Consider the following 753-nt stretch of genomic DNA (forward strand, 5'->3'; position numbering starts at 1 on the left):
GGCCGCGGATCGCGGGCGGGGCGGCGCTGAGCGTCGTCGCGTCGGCGCCGTGGCTGGTCGCGACGGCGGTCTCGGGTGGCGGGTCCGGCGCCGACCCCGCCGGGGTCGCGGCGTTCGCGGCGCGCGCCGAACCGTGGCTCGGCACGCTCGGGTCCCTCGCGGGTCTGGGCGGGATCTGGAACGCGGACGCGGTGCCCGGTTCCCGGACGACCCCGTGGGCGTTCGTCGGGACCGCGGCACTGTTGCTGGTGGTCGCGTGCGGGCTGCCGGCGCTGTGGCGGCGCCGGGAGCCGGTCACGGTGACGCTGGGGCTGCTCGCCGCGGTCGCGGTGCTGGCCCCGGCGCTCGCGGCGACTCCGGTGGGGCTGCAGGCCGGTGAGTGGTCGATGCTGCACGTGCCCGGTGCCGGCCTGCTGCGCGACACCCAGAAGTGGGTGGCGCTGGCGTTGCCGCTGTACGTGTTGGCCGCCGGTGCGGGTGTCGGGTGGCTGCGGGACCGGTTCGGTGGCCGCGACACGGTGTGGGCGACCGTGGCGGTTCTCGTCGTGCTGGTTGCCACCCCCGATCTGGTGTGGGGTGTCGGCGGCCGGGTGCAGCCCGTGCAGTACCCGGCAGGGTGGCAGCAGGTCGCCGGGATCGTGACCGCCGACGAGGGGGACGTCGCGGTGCTCCCGGCGGGAATGTTCCGGCGGTTCGGGTTCAGTGGCCGTGCGGCCGTGCTGGATCCGGCGCCGCGGATGCTGCGCGCGGACG

General features: G+C 77.0%; 1 pseudogene. It reads left to right on the forward strand.

The window, feature by feature from the left end:
* Positions 1–753: pseudogene (locus tag I0Q12_RS18770) on the forward strand (hypothetical protein); the annotation flags it as partial.

The sequence above is a fragment of the Rhodococcus sp. CX genome, from assembly GCF_015865005.1.
In the GTDB taxonomy this organism is placed as follows: domain Bacteria; phylum Actinomycetota; class Actinomycetes; order Mycobacteriales; family Mycobacteriaceae; genus Rhodococcus.